This is a genomic window from Frankia sp. QA3 (genome assembly GCF_000262465.1).
In the GTDB taxonomy this organism is placed as follows: Bacteria; Actinomycetota; Actinomycetes; order Frankiales; family Frankiaceae; genus Frankia.
The window spans coordinates 24,830-42,742 of sequence record NZ_CM001489.1 but is presented as its reverse complement, the minus strand read 5'-3'; the positions used below and the strand labels follow the sequence as shown (position 1 = coordinate 42,742).

At 73.6% G+C, this 17,913-nt stretch carries 14 protein-coding genes; 9 read left to right on the top strand and 5 right to left on the bottom strand.

Annotated elements, in window-relative coordinates; genetic code table 11:
• Positions 1 to 125: 125 nt before the first annotated feature.
• The 3 genes from FRAQA3DRAFT_RS00170 to FRAQA3DRAFT_RS00160 form a co-directional block, all read right to left on the bottom strand.
• Positions 126 to 482, bottom strand: a complete 357-nt coding sequence (locus FRAQA3DRAFT_RS00170) for a four-helix bundle copper-binding protein (protein WP_009399074.1) — start codon at positions 480 to 482, stop codon at positions 126 to 128.
• A 252-nt stretch (positions 483 to 734) separates the two neighbouring features.
• Positions 735 to 2,201 carry an amidohydrolase family protein gene (locus FRAQA3DRAFT_RS00165; protein WP_232291837.1) on the bottom strand — a complete coding sequence of 489 codons (1,467 nt, stop codon included), beginning with the start codon at positions 2,199 to 2,201 and terminating at the stop codon, positions 735 to 737.
• A gap of 426 nt (positions 2,202 to 2,627) precedes the next feature.
• The gene (locus FRAQA3DRAFT_RS00160) at positions 2,628 to 3,887 is read right to left on the bottom strand and encodes an LLM class flavin-dependent oxidoreductase (protein ID WP_009399071.1); all 1,260 of its coding nucleotides are present in this window, start codon (positions 3,885 to 3,887) and stop codon (positions 2,628 to 2,630) included.
• 958 nt (positions 3,888 to 4,845) lie between these two features.
• Between FRAQA3DRAFT_RS00160 and metK the strand changes: the two genes are divergently transcribed.
• The 4 genes from metK (at position 4,846) to FRAQA3DRAFT_RS00135 (ending at position 9,317) form a co-directional block, all read left to right on the top strand.
• Entirely contained in the window at positions 4,846 to 6,054 is a 1,209-nt protein-coding gene (gene metK, locus FRAQA3DRAFT_RS00155; protein WP_009399069.1) for a methionine adenosyltransferase, read from the top strand.
• Between the two features lie 361 nt (positions 6,055 to 6,415).
• Positions 6,416 to 6,868 (top strand): DUF309 domain-containing protein, encoded by a 453-nt coding sequence (locus FRAQA3DRAFT_RS00150; protein ID WP_009399068.1) that lies wholly within the window; start codon positions 6,416 to 6,418, stop codon positions 6,866 to 6,868.
• Positions 6,869 to 7,253: 385 nt separating this feature from the next.
• Positions 7,254 to 8,447, top strand: a complete 1,194-nt coding sequence (locus tag FRAQA3DRAFT_RS00145; protein WP_009399067.1) for an acetyl-CoA C-acyltransferase — start codon at positions 7,254 to 7,256, stop codon at positions 8,445 to 8,447.
• A 234-nt stretch (positions 8,448 to 8,681) separates the two neighbouring features.
• Positions 8,682 to 9,317 carry a TetR/AcrR family transcriptional regulator gene (locus tag FRAQA3DRAFT_RS00135; RefSeq protein ID WP_009399066.1) on the top strand — a complete coding sequence of 212 codons (636 nt, stop codon included), beginning with the start codon at positions 8,682 to 8,684 and terminating at the stop codon, positions 9,315 to 9,317.
• A 42-nt stretch (positions 9,318 to 9,359) separates the two neighbouring features.
• On the opposite strand, the gene FRAQA3DRAFT_RS00130 is transcribed toward FRAQA3DRAFT_RS00135, so the two are convergent.
• A complete protein-coding gene (locus FRAQA3DRAFT_RS00130; protein WP_232291836.1) occupies positions 9,360 to 9,938 on the bottom strand; it encodes a DUF4232 domain-containing protein in 579 nt (192 codons plus the stop codon).
• Positions 9,939 to 10,682: 744 nt separating this feature from the next.
• Between FRAQA3DRAFT_RS00130 and FRAQA3DRAFT_RS00125 the strand changes: the two genes are divergently transcribed.
• Complete coding sequence (locus FRAQA3DRAFT_RS00125; RefSeq protein ID WP_009399064.1) at positions 10,683 to 12,188, top strand: hemolysin family protein; 1,506 nt, start codon at positions 10,683 to 10,685, stop codon at positions 12,186 to 12,188.
• Positions 12,185 to 13,252, top strand: coding sequence for a hemolysin family protein (locus tag FRAQA3DRAFT_RS00120; RefSeq protein WP_009399063.1), 1,068 nt, complete (start codon positions 12,185 to 12,187; stop codon positions 13,250 to 13,252). Before FRAQA3DRAFT_RS00125 ends, FRAQA3DRAFT_RS00120 begins: the two co-directional genes overlap by 4 nt.
• Before the next feature lie 25 nt (positions 13,253 to 13,277).
• On the opposite strand, the gene FRAQA3DRAFT_RS00115 is transcribed toward FRAQA3DRAFT_RS00120, so the two are convergent.
• Positions 13,278 to 14,099: a guanidinoacetate N-methyltransferase gene (locus tag FRAQA3DRAFT_RS00115; protein WP_009399062.1), complete on the bottom strand. Its 822-nt coding sequence runs from the start codon at positions 14,097 to 14,099 to the stop codon at positions 13,278 to 13,280.
• 174 nt (positions 14,100 to 14,273) lie between these two features.
• Here FRAQA3DRAFT_RS00115 and FRAQA3DRAFT_RS36450 point away from each other — a divergent pair, with 174 nt between their 5' ends.
• The 3 genes from FRAQA3DRAFT_RS36450 to FRAQA3DRAFT_RS34360 all read left to right on the top strand — a co-directional run.
• A complete protein-coding gene (locus FRAQA3DRAFT_RS36450) occupies positions 14,274 to 15,809 on the top strand; it encodes an Hsp70 family protein (RefSeq protein ID WP_009399061.1) in 1,536 nt (511 codons plus the stop codon).
• Entirely contained in the window at positions 15,725 to 16,822 is a 1,098-nt protein-coding gene (locus FRAQA3DRAFT_RS36445; RefSeq protein WP_051054070.1) for a substrate-binding domain-containing protein, read from the top strand. Before FRAQA3DRAFT_RS36450 ends, FRAQA3DRAFT_RS36445 begins: the two co-directional genes overlap by 85 nt.
• A 174-nt stretch (positions 16,823 to 16,996) precedes the next feature.
• Positions 16,997 to 17,913, top strand: a 917-nt coding sequence (locus FRAQA3DRAFT_RS34360) for a serine/threonine-protein kinase (RefSeq protein WP_009399058.1), incomplete at its 3' end; no start/stop codon positions are given.

Genomic DNA, 17,913 nt, shown 5'->3' with positions numbered 1-17,913 from the left:
CGGCAGGACCACCACAGCCGTGGAAGATCACGCAGTCACTCGGCATTAGCGGAAACGGCAGGGGCAACGCAGAGCGAGAACGCAGAGCGAGAACGCCGCAGGCCGACGGCGGGCCCCTGGTCAGCTCAGGCAGCAGCACCCGCCATCGCGTTGCAGCTGTCCAGGCAGGACCGGCAGGCCCGGGCAAGGCGTGCGAGCTGGGCGTCGCTCGGCATCTTCTCGCACATTTCGGCACAGGCGCCGCAGACCCGTGCGCACATGGCGCACATCTCGCCGTGGAACGGCGACATCCGGCACATCAGGTCGGCGCAGGTCCGGGTGACCGCCGCGCAGTCCATCATGAGCCGCAGGTTCGCGGCGTCCATCATCGTGCCGGGCATGTCCATGCAGTAGGAGATGGTCTCCTCGCACAGCGCCGAACACGACATACATTCCTCGATGGCTTTCCGCATGTTCTCGTTGATCATTTCGATATGCTGCATCAGGCACCTCCGAAGTGCGGGCGGCGGGTTGTCCGCCGCACCGGGAAGCCCGCGACAGACGGCTGTTCCCGCCTCTCCCCGGGCTCCTCCGACGATAGCTTTCGCAAGCGGATCCGCATCTCGGCAGGCAACCGCCGCCGCATACTTCGGAAATAGTCGGAAAAGAAGGAAGGAGAATGCTCCGGGAAAGAGGCCGGAGGGCTACGTACGGATAGATGATGCAGACCGATCTCGGCACACGGCCCACCCCGGTCAGCCGGTGCCGGGCCCCGACGGGAGCACCTGCTGGCCGACGGCCGCCCGGCCCGCGCCATCCGGCACCGGGCGCGCGGGCGGCGGCGGCGAGCCCGCCATCGAGGCGGGCAGCCGGGGATGCGCCAGCACCGCCCGGCCGCCGAGGAAGACGCCGCTGACCGCGTCCGGCCGCTCGAAGATCGTCAGGTCCGCCGGGTCCTCGTCGAGCAGGATCGCGTCGAACGTGTAGCCGACGGCGATCCGTCCCAACCGGTCCCCCACCCCGCACAGCCTTGCCCCGTTGGCAGTCGCCGCGAGCAACGCCTCCGGCGAGGTGAGCCCCGCCCGTCGCAGCTGGCTGATCTCGGCAAGGTTGGCGCCGTGGCGGGTGCGGTGGCGGGCGTCGCTGCCCAGCGCGACGGGCACCCCGGCCGTGCGGGCCACGGCGATCGTCTCGGCGAGCGAGGCCGCGGTCGCCTCGGCGCGCTCCACCGCCCAGCCCGGCAGCACGCCGGTGGTGGCCAGCGCCGCCAGGTCACGGTAGGGCGTCAGGGTCGGCACCAGCGTCACGCCCCGGGCGGCCATCGCCGCGGCCGCACGTTCGCTCAGCCCGAGGCCGTGCTCGACGGAACGTGCGCCGGCGGCGACCGCCGCCTCGACCGCCCGCTCGCCCAGGGCGTGCATCATCACCGGACGGCCGTAGCGGGCCGCCTCGGCGACCGCGGCGGTCAGTTCCGACTGGCCGAACTGGAAGTTGGGACTGCCGGGGCGGGCGGACATCACCCCGCCGTTGGCGTAGATCATCACCCAGTCGGCGCCGGCCCGCAGCACGCCGCGCACCGCGGCCGGCAGGCCGCCGGCCTCGGCGACCGAATGCGGCGGCCGGCCGGGATAGTCGGGCCCGAGGATGTCGTCGGCGGACTCCAGCCCGGGACCGAGGATCCCGCCGTCGCCGTGGCGCCCGGAACGGCTCAGCGCGACGACGCTGACCGCGAGCCGCGGGCCCGGCACACTGCCCGCCGCGAGCGCGTCGCGGATACCCGCGTCGGCGCCGCCGGCGTCCCGCAGATAGGTGACGCCGCCCAGCAGGGACGCCCGCAACGCGTCTGCGGTCTGCAGGTAGCGTGCGGACAGTGGGGTCGTCACCAGCTCGAACTGGTCGTAGGTCGCCTGGGTCACGTGCGCGTGGCAGTCGACGACCCCCGGCATCAGCCACAGGCCGCGGACGTCGACGTCGATGGCGTCCGGGTCGAGGCCGAGACGCGGCCCGAGGGCCCGCACGACGCCATCGCGCACCGCGACATCGAGCGGCCCGCCAAAACGGCCGGTCGCGTCGAGGACGTGCGCCGCGCGCAGCGTGAAGCTGGTCGCCGCGGGCCCCCGCAGCGGGGTGAGCCGCATGGATTCGGCGGCCGCCTGCCGGCCCGCGGGCCCGGGACGGCCGGGCGGTTCCGGCTGTTCGGATGATGCAAGGGGATCGGTCATGACCAACGCCGTTCCTGCCGGTGTCGACGACCTCCCGCCACCGGTTCATGGATCGGGTCCGAGCCGTGGTTCGGCGACGGCGCGGGCCCGAGGGGCGGGCGGCGTCCCGAGGCCCGAGGCGCGGGGAGGTCAGGGAAGCTGCGGACGTCAGCGGGGACAGGCAGCCGCGCTGACCCGACAGGTGTCGATATGCCTACGCTGCGTGAGCTCGTGCATCCCGCCGCCGGACCGGGGACGCGGCGCCGCCGCACTCCTGGACCAGTCGTCGGACACGAGGTCTCCTCACCGTCACCCGCGCGGGTTGGACATCCGCCCGCGGCTGTCGCCGCTTCCGGCATCACTCACCGAGGTCCACGGTAACCAGCGGTCAGGAACGACGCAAAGGGATCGCCGGCCTGGGCCCGGGGCCTCGCCGTTCCCAGACGATCAGTGCCATTCCTGGGCCAGCAGCTCGTACGAGCGCACCCGGTCCGCGTGGTCGTACGCGATCGTCGTGATGATCAGCTCGTTCGCCCCGGTCACGTTCCGCAACGTCTCCAGCTTGCGTGCGACGGTGGCGGGACCGCCGACGAACTGGGTCTCGACCCGGTCGGCGACGAGGGCGCGTTCCTCCGCGGTCCAGCGGTACGCCGCCGCCTGCGCCGGGCTCGGGAAGGGGCGGGCCCCCTGCCCGGACCGGATGCTGAGCACCCACAGCCCGTAGGGCGAGGCGAGCTCGGCGGCCGTGTCGTCGTCCGGGCCGACGACCACGTCCGCCGAGACCATGACGTAGGGCCGGGCGAAGGCCTCCGACGGGATGAAGGCGTCCCGGTAGGCCTGCACCGCCTCCAGCACCGAGGTCGGCGAGACGTGGTAGTTCGCGACGAACGGCAGTCCCAGCTCGCCGGCCGTCCGGGCGCTCGCGCCCGCGCTGGAGCCGAGCACCCAGATCTGCAGGTCGGCCCCCTCCGCGGCCGGCACCGTCAGGTGCTCGCCCTCGGCGGTCCGGTAGTCGCCCCGCAGGAACGCCTGGATGTCGCGGACCTGCTGGCCGTACTCGTCCCCGGCGCCCGGCCGGTAGCCGACGAGCGCGAACTGGCGGCGCAACCGTTCGGCGTTCACCCGCATCCGGGGCGGCGCCGGCAGCAGCAGCCCGTCGACGACGGTCGCCGCGCGGCCAGGCGCGGCCCCACCGGACGCCGCGCCACCGGACGCCGCGCCACCGGACGCCGCGCCACCGGAGGCGGGGCCACCGGAGGCGGGGGCCGGCTGGTCGGACCCGGGCGGCTGGCCACCACCGTTCGCGGTGGCGAACAGCCGGTCGACGGCGGGACGTCCCAGCCCGAGATCGATCCGGTCCGGATGGACCTGGGCAAGGGTGCCGAACTCCTCGGCGACGGTCACCGCGGTGTGATGGCCCATCTGGACCGCTCCCGATCCGACCCGGATTCGGGTCGTGGAGTCGGCCACGAGCGCGATGACGACCGCCGGCGCCGAGGAGACGACGCCGGGCACCAGATGATGCTCGGCGAGCCAGTACCGGTGGTAGCCGAGTTCCTCGGTGCGCCGGGCGAGGTCGAGGGTGTTGCGCAACGCGTCAGCCGCCGACGCGCCCTCCGACCGGGGCGACAGATCGAGTACGGACAACGGCACGCGATCGGCCTGGGGTACGCGATCGGCCTGGGGTACGCGATCGGCCTGGGACATGAGCACGCCACCTCCGCGCGACGACCCGGTCCCGACGGGGACGACCGACCCACGAGGCGGGGCGCCACATGACAGTGAGTAGGGGGGCGATGGACGCCAGCCGGCTCAGACCCGGGCGCCCGATCGCGGCTGGATGGCGGCGCGGGGCCACGGCCAGCGACAGGTCAGCAACAGAGGCGGCTGGCGATCAGCATGAGGTCGACCGCCCGCCGACGCACGAGCGGGATCCGGCGGCGCATCGTCACCGCCGACCAGCCGCATCCTGGCCCGCACCACGGCGGACATCCCTGGACACCAGGTCGTCCGGGGTCGGCATGATCCCACTCTGGCATGGCGGCCTCGGCGAGACAAGACGCGCCCATGGCCAGGCACAGTTGACGCCGACTCGGCGCCCGTGATGAGATCATTGCGTGCAGTGCTCGGCCGTCCTCGTCACGCGTGGTCACGTTGACTTTGGCCTCGTGAGCTCCGCCATCTGTACCGCGCGCTGAGCCGCGCGGGGGCGTCCTCGCCCCGGGCGGTGCACTCAGCGCGTTCCTGAGGTCCGTCGGCGCCCGGATGCCCCGCCGATTCCGCCGCAGCCGGTCACCGTCGCCAGACAACTCCCGCAGCCATCCCAGCTCTCCGTAGAGGCCTCCTCGCGGGCCAGGTGCGCCCGGCCCCCGCGGCCCACCATCCGAGGGCAAGCCGGATGCGGCGCCCACGAGGAGCGCGCCGGATCCCCCGGCGCCTGATCGGTCCACCCACGCGGTCGGGCCGGCCGCCGATCCACCCGGCGCGGCCGGGCCACGCTTCGGCGATTCCTGCGTGGCGAGACGTCACAGTCCACCGGGCCCAGTCCCAGCCATACCCCGCACCGCCAGGCGGTCCCAGCTACCGCCAGGCCCCCCGGATGCCGTAGCCGCCCAGCCTTCGGGCGGCACCGCTCTCTTCCTCCGCCACCGAAACGAGGTCCCGCATGTCCCGCCGCCTGTTCACGTCGGAGTCCGTCACCGAGGGTCATCCCGACAAGCTGGCCGATCAGATCAGCGACGCCCTGCTCGACGCCTACCTGGCCGCCGACCCGAGCTCCCGGGTCGCGGTCGAGACCCTGCTGACCACGGGGCACGTCCACGTGGCCGGCGAGGTCACCAGCTCCGCCCACGTGGACGTGACCTCGGTGGTGCGGCGCACGCTCACCGAGATCGGCTACGACGCCGCCACCGGCTTCGACGGGGCCACCGTCGGCGTGCTGGTCTCGATCGGCGCGCAGTCCCCCGACATCGCCCAGGGCGTCGACAAGGCCTACGAGGCCCGGGTCGAGGGCGGCGAGGACGCGCTCGCCCAGCAGGGCGCCGGCGACCAGGGAATCATGTTCGGCTACGCCAGCGACGAGACGCCCGACCTGCTCCCGCTGCCGATCACCCTGGCGCACCGGCTCGCCCAGCGGCTGTCCCAGGTTCGCCACGAGGGCCTGCTGCCCTACCTGCGCCCGGACGGCAAGACCCAGGTGACGATCGAGTACAACGACGACGACCGGCCGGTGCGGCTGGACACCGTGGTGGTCTCGGCGCACCACGCCGCGGACGTCGACCTCGCGACCCGCCTCATCCCCGACATCCGCGACCAGGTCATCGCGCCGGAGCTCAAGCGGCTGGCCGAGGAGAACCTCGGCCTGGAGGTGGACGGCTACCGGCTGCTGGTCAACCCGACCGGCCGGTTCGAGATCGGCGGGCCGATCGGCGACGCCGGCCTGACCGGCCGCAAGATCATCATCGACACGTACGGTGGGTACGCCCGCCACGGCGGCGGCGCCTTCTCCGGCAAGGACCCGTCCAAGGTCGACCGGTCGGCCGCCTACGCGCTGCGCTGGGTCGCCAAGAACGTCGTCGCGGCGGGGCTGGCCCGCCGGGCGGAGCTGCAGGTCGCCTACGCGATCGGCAAGGCCGAGCCGGTCGGCCTGTTCGTGGAGACCTTCGGCACCGAGACGGTGCCGGTGGCCGAGATCACCCGGGCCGTCACCGAGGTCTTCGACCTGCGGCCCGCCGCGATCATCCGCGACCTCGACCTGCTGCGGCCGATCTACCGCCAGACCGCTGCGTATGGTCACTTCGGCCGGCCGCTGCCCGACTTCACCTGGGAGCGCACCGACCGCGCCGACGCGCTGCGCGCCGCCGCCGGCCGCTGAGCCGCAGGATTCCGCTCGGGGCCCCGCGCTCCATCCCCCGCCTCACCCAGCCCGGCCCCTCCCGCGGCCGTCCCGGCCCCCGCCGGGACGGCCGCGGCCATGCCCGCACCAGCCGGACCACCGCGGGCGACAGGACCCCCTCCGGCTGGTCACACTGACGGGGATGACCAGACCACGACAGCCCGGGCGGGCGCCCGCCGGAGCAGAGCCCGACGGGCCCGCGCAACACGGGCCTCGCCCGGGCGGACCAGACGTGTCCGCAAGCGAACCTCGCGGCACCGGGCCGCAACCGCCGTCGACCCGACCCGCCGAGCGGCCCCGCGACGCTCTCGGCCGGCCCCTGGCGCACGGAGCGGCCGGCGTGGCACCCCTGAGCCTGCCGAACCCGCTGCCCCCGGGCGCCGCGCTCGCCGCCGCCCAACATCTGCTGGACACCGGCCATCCCTTCCAGGCGCACGAGGCGCTCGAGACCGCATGGAAGGCTGCCGGCGACGACGAACGCGGCCTGTGGCGCGGACTGACCCAGCTGGCCGTGGGCATCACCCATCTGGCCCGCGGCAACGTCAGAGGCGGCGTCGCCGTGCTGGGCCGCGCGTCGGACAACCTGGCGCCCTACGCCGAGCACCCGCCCCACGACGTGGACGTCGCCGGCCTGCGCGGGTGGATCGCCGACCGCGTCGCCGCGGTCGAGCGCGCGCATCCGCGGCCGCCCTGCGTCACGGCCGGGCCGGTCGCCTCGGCCGACCTCCCGGCCGGCGGGGACGAACCCCCCGGCACCGCCGCCGGTGACCGTCCACCGCGGCTGGTCCGATGACATCGGCAACCGTGGTCGCAGCCGGCGGCCCCGGGCCGGCGGGCGAGCCGTCTTCCCCGCTCTCCGCCCCGCTCTCCGCCCCGGGCCCCGGACCGGTCGGTCGGTCGGTCGCACCGCGCCGCCAAATATGGAATTGTCACTCCAATCTGCTTGTTGACCCATCAAGAGCAGGCTCGTAGCGTCAACTCGAACGATCGCGAAGCAGACACGGCATGACCCGCCCAGCGCGATCCTGGCCAACCGTGGCAGGACCGCGCATGTCAGGGCGGACCATGGCAGGGTCTACTTAGCGAGCGCTAGACAACCGAGCGAGCGCTGGACATCGGGTGGGCGACACGGGCAGCGTGACGGGTCGGTCCGCCACGCTGGTGACGAGGGAGATCCCATGGAAAACGCAGTCATCGTCGATGCGGTCCGGACGGCGTCGGGTCGCGGCAAGCCCGGTGGGGCGCTGTCCGAGACCCACCCGGTGGAGCTGCTGGCCACAGTGCTCAAGGCCTTGGTCACGCGCAACGACCTCGACCCGGCGCTGGTCGACGACGTGATCGCGGGTTGTGTCGGCCAGGTCGGCGAGCAGTCGCTGAACATCGGTCGCACCGCCCTGCTGTCGGCGGGCTTCCCCGAGTCGGTGCCCGCCACGACCATCGACCGCCAGTGCGGGTCGAGCCAGCAGGCCGCCCACTTCGCCGCGCAGGGCGTCATCGCGGGGGCGTACGACGTCGTCATCGCCGGTGGGGTGGAGTCGATGAGCCGGGTGCCGATGGGCTCCGCGGTCATCGGCAAGGACCCCAACGGCCCGGGGTTCCGCGCCCGTTACCCGGAGGGCCTGGCCAACCAGGGCATCGGCGCCGAGCTGATCGCCGCGCGCTGGAAGCTCAACCGCGAGGACCTGGACGCCTTCTCCGCCCGTTCGCACCAGCTCGCCGCGGCCTCGGCGGCGGCAGGCGAGTTCGCGAACGAGATCGTCCCGGTGGACATCACCCTGCCGGACGGCACGAAGACCCAGCACCTCGTGGACCAGACCGTCCGGCCCACGACCACGTTCGAGGGCCTGCAGCAGCTCAAGCCGTCCTTCTACAGCGAGCAGTGGGCGGCCCGCTTCCCGGAGATCACCTGGAACATCACGCCGGGCAACTCCTCGCCGCTGACCGACGGCGCCTCCGCCGTGCTGATCATGAGTGAGACGAAGGCCAACGAGCTCGGCCTGCAGCCTCGGGCCCGCTTCCACACCTTCGCCCTGGCCGGCGACGACCCGCTGCTCATGCTGACCGCCCCGATCCCGGCGACCCGCAAGGCCCTCCAGCGCTCCGGGCTGTCCATCGACGACATCGACGCCTTCGAGGTCAACGAGGCGTTCGCGCCGGTGCCCCTGGCCTGGGCCCACGACACCGGGGCCGACCCGGCCAAGCTCAACCCGCGCGGCGGGGCGATCGCGCTCGGCCACGCCCTGGGCGGCTCGGGCACCCGCCTGCTGACCACCCTGCTCAACTACCTGGAGGCCACCGGCGGCCGTTACGGCCTGCAGACGATGTGCGAGGGTGGCGGCATGGCCAACGCCACCATCATCGAGCGGCTCTGACCTTCGAACGGCTCTGACCCTCGAACGGCTCTGACCGACCTGGTGACACGGTGCCGTCGGCGGCCTGGCCCGTTGACGGCACCGGCTCCCGATCGATCACCCGAGCGCCGTCGGCGGCACCAGCCGCCGACGGCCGGATCGCGGCGAACCGGTCACCCCGGCGCGTGGTCCGGGTCCACCCGCGGCACGGCCGGTCCACACTGGGCAGGACCAGCCACACCCGGGAGGCCCATCGTGAAGGCAGGACCCGTGCTGGTGGCGGCGAACTGGCGCGAGTTCGCCCCGCCCCAGCTCACCCCGATCCTGCAGGGCGCGATGGAGGCCCTCTACGAGCACGGGTACCACGGCACGACGGTGCGGGACATCGCCCGCCGCGCCGGCGTCACCGTACCCGCGCTCTATTACCACTACGCCAACAAGCAGGGCATCCTCGTGGCGCTGCTGGACCTGGGCATCGAGGATGCGCTCGGCCGGGCCCGGGCCGCGCTCGCCGAGGTGGGCGAGGACGCGCCCGCCCGCACCCGCTTCGTCGCGTTCATCGAGTCGATGACGCTGTTCATGGCGCACCGGGTGCGGATGGCCGTGCTCGACTCGGAGCTGCGTTACCTGGAGCCGGCCAACCGCCGCGGTTACGCCGCGAAGCGCAAGGAGCTCGAGACCCTGCTGCTCGACATCCTCATCGACGGCAACAGCAGCGGCGTGTTCCGGATGACCAGCCCCGCGGACACCTCCCGGGCGCTGCTCGGCATGCTTCGCTCGATCACCGGCTGGTACCACCCGGACGGGCCACTCACCCCGGCGGAGATCAGCAGTCGTTACGTCGACATCGCCCTGAGCACCGTGGGAGCCGCCGACCCGGCCGGCGGGTGACCGCTGCCAGCGGGGTCAGGGCCGTCAGCGGGTGAAAGGCGGTCAGCGGGTGAAGGTGGTCACGGACAACTGCTGCACGGTCGGACTGCTGCACGCCGAGACATCGGACAGCGCCAGCCGCAGGGCCGTCGTGTTCGCCGGGGGGAACACCCGCAACGCCGCGACGGGCGTGCTCTGCTCCGGCTCGTCGCAGCCCTTCTGGATGCCGGGGTGCACGGTGCGCAGGGTCGCCTTGGCCGAGGCGCCGGGGGCCAGCCGGACCGCCGAGCCCGCCGGACCCGACCGGGCCGCGGCCACGCCGACCTGACGGCCCGCGGCGTCGAGGTAGGAGACGCCGGGGAAGCCGCGCACCACGCAGGGCTTGGTGCCGGTGTTGGTCAGCACCAGGTTCTCGTAGGTGCTGCCGGCCGTGCCCTGAGCGTCGGTGGAGCGCAGCGCCAGCCGGGCGGTGGGGCACAGCCCGCCGGCCGGCGCGGTGACACCCCCGGCCGGCGCCCCCGCCCCCGACGCTCCCGTCGCCGTGCCCGCACCAGCGGCCCGCGCGCCGCCCGCGTCAGCCGTGGTCGGCGTGGTCGGGCCGGTCGGCCATGCGGCGGGCGGGCCACCGAGGGGCGCGGTCACCGTGGCGGGGGCCTTACCGCCATCGGAGCTCCCAGCGCAACCGGCGGCCAGCATCAGGGGCAGCATCGCAAGGAGAAGCGCCGCTCTCGACGCCGGCCTCGACGCCGGCCTCGACGCCGGCCTCGACGCCGACGGCGATCCCGGTGTCACCGTGCGGTGAAACCGCGTGACCATGCGAGCGGGCGAGAGAGCGGGCGCCCGATCGGGCCGGGCGGGGATCGGCGCTGACCGTGTCTGGAGCCGATGCATGGCAACCTCCTCGTCCGGCGGCTGGGTGGCAGCACCCGGCGATGTCACCCATCCTCTTCCCACTGTCACCCTAAGTGACACACGGGGAATTCCGGCGTGTCGGACCCAGGCGGCTTTCTCCCATCCTGAGAACCATCCGGGCCCGCGACCAGCCATCCCGGGGCCATCCCCGGTCCCCACGACGGCCGGCGTCCCGCGGAGCCGATGCCTGTTCGTGGCGGCGCGTGGCCGGGCGGTACACCCTCGGTCGGCGCCCGGCTCCCAGGACCACGCAGTGATCTACTACCGAACGCCCCCCGAGGTCTGGACCGTCCGGCGACCACGGGTCATCGTGAAACGGACGGGAAGCCCGGCGCGTTGAACCCGCGTGATGCGGGTAAGGCCAGCGCACCGGGCCGACCCGGACCGACCGGAAGGGATCATGAAGGACTCCGACGACGCCGGATGTAGTTCCGGCCGGCCCACGCGTGGAGAAGCGCCCGCGGGGGTCGACCGATGATCGAGGCGCTTCTACTGATGCTCGGCCTGGCGCTCGTCGCCGCCTGCGGGGTCTTCGTGGCCGCGGAGTTCGCACTCGTCACCGCCGACCGGCCGTCGGTGGAGCGAGCCGCCGACCGGGGCGAGCGAGGCGCCCGGGGTGTGCTCGCCGCGTTGCGCAGCCTGTCCACCCAGCTGTCCGGGGCCCAGCTTGGGATCACGGTCACGAACCTGGCGATCGGTTTCCTGACCGAGCCCGCCATCGCCGAGCTGCTGCGCGGGCCGCTGACCTCGCTCGGCGCCTCCGACGGGCTGGCCGACGCGTTGTCCGTGGTGGTCGCGATGGTGCTCGCCACCGCGGTGACGATGGTCTTCGGCGAGCTCGTGCCGAAGAACCTCGCGCTGGCTCATCCGCTCAGTACGGCCAAGGCGGTGCAGGGGCCGCAGCGGATGTTCACCCGGGCCACGGGGCTGCTGATCCGCTTCCTGAACGCGACCGCGAACGCCGTGCTGCGCCGGCTTGGCATCGAACCGCAGGAGGAGCTGGCCTCGGCCCGCTCCGCCCAGGAACTGTTCTCCCTCGTGGGACGGTCCGCCGAGCACGGCACCCTGTCGCAGGAGACGGCGACGCTCGTGCAGCGCTCGTTGCTGTTCGGCGACCGGACCGCCGAGGACGTGATGACCCCGCGGATGCGGATGCGCACGGTGCACGCCGATGAGCCGATCAGCGAGGTCATCACCCTCACCCGGCGGACCGGCCACTCCCGGTTCCCGGTGCTCGGCGCGGACAGCGACGACGTCGTGGGAGTGATCCACATCAAGAACGCGGTCGGCGTCCCCGAGGACGACCGGGAACGCACGCCGGTGCGCGACGTCATGGTCGCGCCGGTGACGGTCCCCTCCACGCTCCTGCTGGAGCCGCTGCTGGAGACGCTGCGGGCCGGCGGGCTGCAGATGGCCATCGTCGTCGACGAGTTCGGCGGCACGGATGGCCTGGTCACCGCCGAGGACCTGATCGAGGAGATCGTCGGCGACGTCGTCGACGAGCACGACCGGGTCTCCCCCCGGGCCCTGCGCCGCCACGACGGCAGCTGGCTGCTGTCCGGGCTGCTGCGCCCGGAGGAGGCGAGCAACGTCACCGGGATCGCGATCCCGACCGACGACACCTACCAGACGCTGGGCGGTCTGGTAGCCCGCGCGCTGGGCCGCATCCCCCGGGCGGGGGACGCGGCGGCCGTCGAGGGGGTGCGCTACACCGTCGAGCGGATGGACGGCCGACGGGTGGACCGGATCCGGCTGGAGCCGGCGGCCCCGAGGGGGGTCACCACGGAGGATGACCCGGCCCCGGTGCAACGGCCCGCCGGGGCGCGGGAACGCGAACGGTCCGCGGGGCAACGGGAGCGGCCCACCGGTCCGCGTGAGCGTGGCGGTGGATCCGGCTCCCGGGCGCGCGGCGGCGGGCCGCGGGAGCCGGCGGCGGGTTCGCGGGAGCCCGACACGTTCGGACAGGCGGCGCAGCGATGAGCGGACTGCTGGCGATCGCCGCGACGATCCTGCTGCTGGTACTCAACGCGCTGTTCGTCGGCGCCGAGTTCGCGCTGATCTCCGCCCGGCGCACGAGCATCGAGCCGATGGCGCAGGCGGGTTCCCGGCTGGCGAGAATCACTCTCGGCGCGATGGAGAACGTCTCGCTGATGCTCGCCGGCGCGCAGCTCGGCGTCACCGTCTGCACCCTCGGGCTGGGTGCGCTCGGCGAGCCGGCGATCGCGGACCTGCTGCACGGCCCCTTCGAGGCTGCCGGGCTGCCCTCGGCGCTGCTGCACCCGCTGTCCTTCGCGATCGCGCTGGCCCTGGTGACCTTCCTGCACGTGGTCGTCGGGGAGATGGTTCCCAAGAACATCGCGCTCGCCCTGCCGGATCGGGCCGTGCTGCTGCTGGCTCCGCTGCTGGTCGGCGTCGTCCGGCTGGGCAAGCCGGTGATCATACTGCTCAACGCGGTGGCGGGCATGTCGCTGCGGATCGTCGGCGTCGAGCCGAAGGACGAGGTGGCCAGCGTGTTCACCCGCGACGAGGTGGCCGGTCTCATCGAGGAGTCGCACCGGGAGGGCCTGCTCGCCGCCGACGAGCACGAGCTGCTGACGGGGGCGCTGTCGTTCGAGGAGCGCACCGCGCGCGCCGTGCTGCTCGCTCCGGACGGGCTGGTCACGGTCCCGCCGACGATCACTCCTCGCGAGGTCGAGCGGCTCGCCGCCCGCACCGGGTTCACCCGTTTCCCCGTGCACGACGCCGGCGAGGAGATGATCGGCTACCTGCATCTGAAGGACGTGCTGGAGACCCGGCCGGAGCGACGGTCGAGCCCGGTGGCGGCGAAGTGGATCCGGCCGCTGGCGCACGTCGCCGCCGACGACAGCCTGCGCACGGCGCTCGCGACGATGCAGCAGTCCGGCGCCCATCTCGCCCGGGTCACCGACGCGCAGGGCGCGGTGTTGGGTCTCGTCGCGCTGGAGGACATCCTCGAGGAACTGGTCGGCAAGATCCGCGACGATGCGGTCCGCGGCGGCCACCGGCACGAGCACCAGCCCGCCTGATGGGAGCTGCCGGGCCGCCCGCGGGTCAGGGCCGCCGTGGGCCGCGGGCCACGATGACGGCCATCGAAGGGGCCCACCAGTAGCTGCAGTCCTCGGGTGGCCGCAGGCCGTCGACGATCTGGACGCCGAACGTGCGGAAGTGGCGCAGCAGCGCGCGCTGGTGTCGCCGGGAGACCGAGTCGATCTCGTTCGAGTAGTAGGTGAACGCGCCGCCGTCGGTCAGGGCCGCCGCGGCCGGCGCGAAGAAGTGCTCGGCGAAGGTCGCGTCACGCATGACGTACTCGTCGACCTCGGTCTCGTCCATGGGGTAGGTGTCGAACAGGACACCGTCGAACCGGCCGAGCCCGGGGAGCACATCCTGCCAGCGCCCGGTGACGATCTCCACGCCGCGCCGGCCGTCGGCCCGGGCCCATCTCTCGGCGACAGCAGCGGTCTGTGGGTTCGCCTCCACGATGACGTGGCGGGCGGGACCGACCTCCTGCACGAACCCGGCGGACAGCCCGAGACCGAACCCGATCTCCAGCACCGTTCCTCCCGGCGCGGTGACCGCCTGCGCCAGCGCCCGCATCAGCGGCGCCTCCCAGGTCTGCATCACCTCCTGGCCGGAGACGAGCAGGGTGCCGTCGACCACCGTGGGCGGGGCCGCGTCGATGGCGGTGTCGATCCGCGGACGGGCGGCGCCCGGAACCATGGCCGCGGCCGCCTCGTCCAGCGCACCGAGATCGGCGACGAACTCGTCCAGGGCCCGGTCCAGCAGGAACTGGCGAGGCTCCGCGGACATCGGGGCGAGCAGGGACTGCGCGGTCGGGTTCAGCGTCACCTCGAACTTCGCGGCACGGCGGAGCACGCGGCCTCCCGGGTCAGGGTGCCGGGTGCGGCCCGGCATCCGTTCGTATCGTAGAGCGATCATTCCCCTTCTACCGGCGATCTGCCGGGTGTGGACGGTTATGATCAGGCCACGCTTCGGCGCAGGCGGGGGATTGCGCCGGGGTAAGCAGGAACAGGCACCTCGGGGGAACGTGTGCGCTACCAACTCGGCATCAGTCCCGGCGTCGACGTCACCACGGCCGCCATCGCGGAGAACGGCTGGCCGTCCGCAATCGCCGTCGAGGGCGAGCCGCAGATTCCGACCGTGCTCCATCTCGCCGCCGACGGCGCGGTGCGCATCGGGCGCTCGGCCGCCCGGCTGCGGGCCGGCCAGCCGGACCGGACCGCCGACGGCTTCGTGCACTGGCTCGGCGACTCGACGCCGATCCTCGTCGGCGGGATCGGCTACACCGCCTCGGCGCTGCTCGCCCGCTTCCTCGACGCGGTGATCCGCACGGCCACCGCCCAGCGCGGTCAGCCGCCGGAGCTGGTCGTCGTGGCCTGTCCGGCGACCTGGCCCGCGCGCCGACAGGAGGGGCTCGCCGACGCGCTCGCCCGGCTGGAGACCGTCGCGCCGGTCGTCGCCCGCAGTTCCACGGAGGCGATGGCCGCCCTGTTCTCGCAGACCACTCCCGTGGCCGACGGGCGCGGCGCGGCGACCTACCAGCTCGGCTCGCACTGGTTCGAGGCGGCGGTGTTCACCGCGACGGCCGGCGGCTATGTGTCCGTCGGTTCCCCGGTGGGGCTCGCCGACGTGTCGACCTCGATGCTCGACGACCTGCTCTACGCCCACGTCGCCGGGCTGGTGGGCGATGGCGGCGGCCTGCGCGGCGGCCCGCGGGCCTCGGCCGACGGCGCCCGCCTCGGCGCGGCCTGCGCCGAGGCCCGGGAGGTCCTGGCCGAGGAGACGTTCGCCGACATCGCCGTGCCCACCGGCGACACGACCACCGTGGTCCAGGTCAGCCGGGACGACTACGAGTCCCTCGTCCGGCCGTTGCTCGACGACTCGGTCCGGGCGCTGTCCCGGGCGGTGCGCGCCGCGGCGACCCACACCGGCGCGCTCGATCTGCTCGCGGTCTACGGTCCGGGTGCGCGGATCGGGCTGGTCAGCCGGCTGCTCGCCGAGCAGTTCCCGGACGTGGGCCGGCTGGAGATCCGCCACGACGGCGAGTTCGCCCTCGGCGCGGCGCTGCTCGGCGCGCGCGACGCCGTGGCCGAGCCGGCGAGCTCGGAGACGGTGCTGCTCGGCCCGGCCGCCTTCGCGACGACCCCGCCGCCGAGCGTGCCGCCGGTCGTCGGTTACACCCCGCCACCGGAGTCGACGTCGGTGCCGGCCGGCCCCCGGGGCGCCGACGGCGCGTCCCGCGTCCCGGTGGCCGCAAGCGCCGCGGTGGGTGCCACGGCCAGCGCCGGGGTCGATCCGGGTGCGGGGGATCCGACCGCGCAGGGCGCCTGGGCGGGCTCCGGCGCCGCGACGGCCCCGGCCGGTCCGGGCGGGATCGCGGCCGCGGCGTCAGGCGAGGGCCCGCCGGTGTCCGCGGGCGGCGCACGCCGCCGCTGGTCGCCGCCGGGCGGCGGCCGAGGCGCCGTCGTGCCTCGGCGGGCGTGCTGGCGCTGGTCGTGTTCATCGCCGGCAGCGTCACCCTCGGCCTGGTCCTGGCCGGCGGGGACGACGACGGCGGCCAGGTGACCTCGGTGACCGCCGGTGCGCTGCCCCGCTCGACCGTCGACCAGCACCCCCAGCTGCCCGCCGACGCGATGCGTGCGGCCGAGCGGGCGGCGGGGATCATCGGCGGCACGGGCGGGGCGGGCACGGCCGGGGCGGGCACGGCCGGGGCGGGCACGGGCGACGGCGCCGCCGACCCCAACGCGGTGATCACGACGGGCTCGGCCGAGGTGGCCGCGATCACCGGCACGGCGTACAACCTGTTCCGCGAGTCGGCGAAGGGCGTCACCGTCCGCGTCGGCAGCACCGACACGGACGACGGCTTCCAGAAGGTCTGCGCCGGGCAGGCGGACATCGTCGGCGCCTCCTACGTGCTGACCGACAGGACCTGCGGGGACCGGGTCGTCGGCTTCGAGATCGCCCACCACCTGCTGCCGATCGTGGTGAGTAAGCAGAACACCTGGGTGCAGTGCCTGACCACGGCGCAGGTCGGCCGCATCTGGGCGCGGGACTCGGCGGTGACCAGCTGGAACCAGGTCGATCCGAGCTTCCCGAACGTGCCGCTGTCGCCCATCGGTCCCGCGGCGTCGACCGTCCACGCCAAGGTGTTCCTCGCCAGCATGACCGGCAGCTCGACGAACACCCGCGCCTACGAGACCCGGGAGCTCGACGAGATCCCGGCCCGGGTCGACGGCGACCGCGGCGCCATCGCCTTCATGGACTACTCGAACTTCCTGACGACGAACCGGGCCGTGCGCGCCATCAAGCTCGACTCCGGCCGCGGCTGCGTCGAGCCGAACGCGCTCAGCGCCGGCACCGGCATGTACATGCCGCTGTGCAAGCCGCTGTACCTCTACGCGAACAAGGCGTCGCTGCGCAAGCCGGCGGTGGCCGCCTTCCTGCGGTACTACCTGGAGAACCAGAAGGAGATCACGTCCCAGGCGCACTACATCGCCCGCGACGACGCGACGGTGCGTGACAACATTGTGATCGTGCAGAACCTGACGGCCGGCGTTCGCGCCGTGAAACCGGCCTAGCCCGCGGGAGGCCGGCGTACGGTCGCGAACGTGCCAGTCCTGGTGCGATTCGGAAACTCGCTTCTACATCACCAACTGGTATGAAGATGTGGTCAGACGGACGCCGGTGCCGGCGTGCCGTGGTTGCGGGGCGGGGCATGCGGGGCCGAGGCGGCGCCGCGGGAGTGGGGCACGGTGACGGGCACGACACCACCGCCGTTGTCCGGGAACACCGCGCGCCCGCTGCAGCACGAGGACCCGCGCCGCCTCGGCGCCTACCAGGTGATCGGCCGGCTCGGCCAGGGTGGCATGGGCACGGTGTTCCTCGGCCGGGCCCCCGACGGCAGCGCGGTGGCCATCAAGGTGATCCGGCCGGAACTCGCGCAGCGCCCGGAGTTCCGCGCCCGGTTCGCCCGGGAGGCCGAGAGCGCGCGCCGGGTGCGCCGGTTCACCACCGCGGCCGTGCTCGACGCCGACCCGCACGGCCCGCAGCCGTATCTCGTGACCGAGTTCGTCGAGGGTCCGACGCTGTCCCGGCACGTGTCGGTTCGGGGACCGATGCGGCCCGCCGACCTCGAACAGCTCGCCGTCAGCGTCACCACCGCGCTGAGCGCCATCCACGCCACCGGAATCGTGCACCGGGACCTCACCCCCGGCAACGTGCTGCTGTCCCCGGTCGGCCCGAAGGTGATCGACTTCGGGCTGGCCCGTGAGTTCAACGCCGACACCGAGCTCAGCCGGAACGTGCGCCAGGCCATCGGGACGCCCGGGTACATGTCGCCCGAGCAGATCCTCGACGCACCGATCACCTCGGCGGTCGACATCTTCTCCTGGGGCGCGGTCATGGTCTTCGCCGCCACCGGGCAGCCACCGTTCGGCACCGGCCGGACGGAGGCGATCCTCTATCGGATCATCAACGAGCCGCCCCGGCTCGACGGCGTCAGCGGGGAGCTGCGCGGCCTGATCGAGGTCGCGATGGCGAAGGATGCCGGGGCCCGCCCGAGCGCGGAGGAGCTGCGCACGGCGCTGATCGGCGGCGGAGCGCTACCGGCTCGACCGGCGTCCATGGCGACGCCCGCCGAGCCTCCCGAGACCTCTGCCGCCCAGCCCCG